Source organism: Streptomyces sp. NPDC031274 (assembly GCF_055570235.1).
Map to the genome: position 1 here is coordinate 1 of NZ_JBVIHP010000077.1, position 3147 is coordinate 3147.

The following is a 3147-nucleotide window of genomic DNA, read 5'->3' on the forward strand; positions in this document are numbered from 1 at the left end:
TCTCGCGGTAGACCTGGCGGTCGATGTCTCCGACGTAGAGCAGCGTGCGGTCGATGTCCCAGAGGATGAGGCTCCGCTGCTCCTCACTCTCGTTCAATTCGTTGCTCCCATCACGGCGGCGGCACGGTCCAATAGCCCTTGAGCGTACGTGGCGTTCCCAACCGGACGGAGGTCACTGACCATCGTCTCGATGTGCTCGTTGAGGCGGGCGGACTGGAGTTGCTCGGCCAGGTCGAGTGCCCTGTGCGCGGCGTTGCATCCTGCGTCTACGTCGCCTTGGCGAAGGTGGGCGGACGCGGCCCGGGAGAGGATCAAGCCTCGGGTCCGTTGGTCTGTGGGATTCAGCGCGTTATGGGCTTTCGTCAAGCTGGTAACGGCTCGCTGGGGCTCTCCCAGATCGAGGAAGCAGCTGCCGGCCTGACCGTGGATCTCGCCTTCGTTGATCCAGTACAGCCAGTGCGGGTCGCGTTCGGATCGTCCTTGGGCGCACAGTTCGGCTGCTCGTCCCAGCGCGGTGAGTACCTCCTGCCGTTCGCCGAGCTTTGCGTGGCCGCGGGCCTGCCGGGTCAGCAGCATCGCCTCCAGGGCAGGCATATCGAGAGACTTGATCTTCTCGCGGGCAGCTCGCGCTGCGGTCACGGCGGTGCGTGGCGCACCAGTGGAGTATCCGTGGATGGCCAGATAGGACAGGGCTCCGGCTCCGAGCCGCACGTCGCTGGAGGCTTTCGCGGCACGAAGGGCGGCGAACATGTACGCGGGGGTACTGTCCCGGTCGCCCGCATCGAAGGTGAACCATCCAGTCTGGATCGCGGTATCCGCGATGATCGCCGCGAGCCGTCTCCCTATGTCTTCGTTGTACGAGGCTTGGCCTACGAGCCGTTTGAGGAACAGCAGATGGGCGTCGCCGAGGTCGGCGAGGGTACCGCTGCCGGCGCTCGCGTCCATGGTGCGCAGGTTGTCCGTGGTCGCCTGCAGACTGTCGAGGAGCTCGTGAGTGAGGCGACTGCCCTTGGCTGCGTGGGCAAGTGGCTCTGCTTCGGCCGTGCCCCAGTGATGCACGAAGGCGGTAAGCGCCAGCCCGCTCACTGTGAGGAACCGTCGGCGGTCCATCGTGCTCCCTCCAACCGCGGTGCCAAGTGCCGCCACCATACGGCTCGCCGTCCACGGTAGGGCCGGATCCAAATCGCCTGAGTAGAGGTTTTGGGGCGGATTGCTGTGGCGGGGGAGCGGGAGCGGAGCCAGCTCGGGTGGAACGCCGAGGCCGCTGAGGAACTCGACGATCTTGTCTATGTTGGTGAGACGGCGGCGGCCCGCTTCGAGCATGGACAGGAACGCCTGGCTCAGACCTGCCAGTTGGGCAATATCGCTCTGCCGAAGGGAGCCTTGCTGGCGGATCAGCATGGTGGTTTTGCCGAAGTCCCAGGTTGATAAGGCTTGTTGAACATCGAGATTTCGCCACACATGTTCTGGAACGGCAGGAGCTGGCGGGATCAGGCTGCGGGCGCGAAGGCAGGCCGAGCACAAGGTTCCCGAGTTGTACTGGCTCAGTTGGCAGCCGCATTGTTCACAGCGTCGCGGCGACTGCGCAGGCACGTCTTCCACCCCATCGAGAACGATCCAGACGGCTCAACTGCCTCTGGTGAAACTGAAATCACTCCAGTGATATCACCTGGGAAATGTGCGCGGCGGAGGTTTCCCCATCACTCTGGGAACTCCCGCGGCGCACAGCCACGACGAACCCTCCGGGAACGGATCTTTCGGGCGTGCACCTGTTGCTCGCGCTGCGGACTCAGCTATCCCTGACCTCGGCCACCGGAGTCCAAGGTGTTCTCGGCCTTACGCGTACGGATGGATCAGCCCCTGTCGCGGATGCGTCTGCGGCATCCGGCAGCGCAGCACCGATCAGGCCGCAAGCACCTCCCCCTGAAGGTCCGTTGTGGTCGTTAGCATCTCCGCCGTTGTGCTCCTGGGCGTGATCGTCTTCCTCCTCATGAGGAAGGCAGGCCTGAACGTCGCGCACGCCGTTGTGTGCATCCTGTTCGGCTTCTTCCTGGCCGGCAGCTCTGCCGCACCGAACATCAAGGAGGGCGTTCAGGGCGCGCTCGAACTGATCGCAAAGATCAACTTCTAGGCCGACCGCCAGGTCACGGGTGAGGTAATTGGCTCCCCTGTCCGTCACCTCCGAGCCCTGGCGGTCTTTCCACTGCTGGACGTGACCCGAGGACTTCGATGATGCCGATCCCAAATGCGCCTGCGCGCCTGCCCGCCGCTGTGGTGCCGCTGGTGTCCCAACGCCTCTCGCTCGCTGCGACGGACGGCAAGCACGGACTTCAAGCACGAGGGACGGCCCCGCTCGTCGATAGTCAGCAGCTCGTCGCCTCCGGCGAGCGCGCCAGGCAGGAGGGTCATGGATAGCGACAGACTCGCACTCGACCGACATCCGGCCCGGGACGACGCTCAGCTCCGGGCCGTGCTGGAGGATGCCGCAATGGGGCGCTGGGAAGGCGCCCGCGAGCTCCTGACCTCTACGGGTACCGACTGGGATCGGCGGGTCTTCCGCCTGCAGGCCCTCGCGCGGGTCGGAGTGCGGTTGACGGTCGCCGACACGTGGGCGCAGGCGGAGCCGCGCTCTCCGCACGCCTTGGCCCTGCTGGCTAATGTGTTGGCCTTGCGGTCGATGGCCGACGGCCGTGGGCGCGGGCTCAACGAGGCAATGCAGCAAGCCTGGGATACCTGCGATGCCGCCGCCAACGCCTTGCCGAACGACCCATCCCCCTACGTTGTCATGCTCGCGTTAATCCGCTTCCATTCGCCGCCCAGAGACCGCGAATGGCGCGCGACGCTGGGACAGGTGTGGAATCAGGTAATCGAGTGTGATCCGTGGAATCGCGAAGCGCACCACGAACTTCTCACCTACCTCTTCGCCTCCTGGCACGGCACGGGAGGCGAGGTCTTCCACTGGGCGCAGGAACGGTGCGCCGAGTGCCCGCGCGGGCTGCCGCTGCACGTGCTACCGCTGGTCGCTCTTGCCGAATCCCACCGCCAGCGCATGGAGGTGGACGGAGACCGCTACGGACTGACCATTCACCCATGGACGGACAATCCGTCAACCTGGCAGGCGTGGGAGACCTGGTGGGCCTGTCGGGC

The 3147-nt window shown here is 65.4% G+C and carries 3 protein-coding genes; 2 read left to right on the forward strand and 1 reads right to left on the reverse strand.

Annotation, left to right across the window (positions count from 1 at the left end):
• Positions 1–93 precede the first annotated feature (93 nt).
• Positions 94–1593, reverse strand: a complete 1500-nt coding sequence (locus tag ACZ5CR_RS43540; RefSeq protein ID WP_468868753.1) for a helix-turn-helix domain-containing protein — start codon at positions 1591–1593, stop codon at positions 94–96.
• Positions 1594–1936: 343 nt separating this feature from the next.
• Between ACZ5CR_RS43540 and ACZ5CR_RS43545 the strand changes: the two genes are divergently transcribed.
• Both ACZ5CR_RS43545 and ACZ5CR_RS43550 read left to right on the forward strand, forming a co-directional pair.
• Positions 1937–2131, forward strand: coding sequence for a hypothetical protein (locus ACZ5CR_RS43545; RefSeq protein ID WP_468868757.1), 195 nt, complete (start codon positions 1937–1939; stop codon positions 2129–2131).
• 276 nt (positions 2132–2407) lie between these two features.
• Positions 2408–3147 (forward strand): hypothetical protein (locus ACZ5CR_RS43550; protein ID WP_468868759.1); only part of this gene is annotated, 740 nt, incomplete at its 3' end.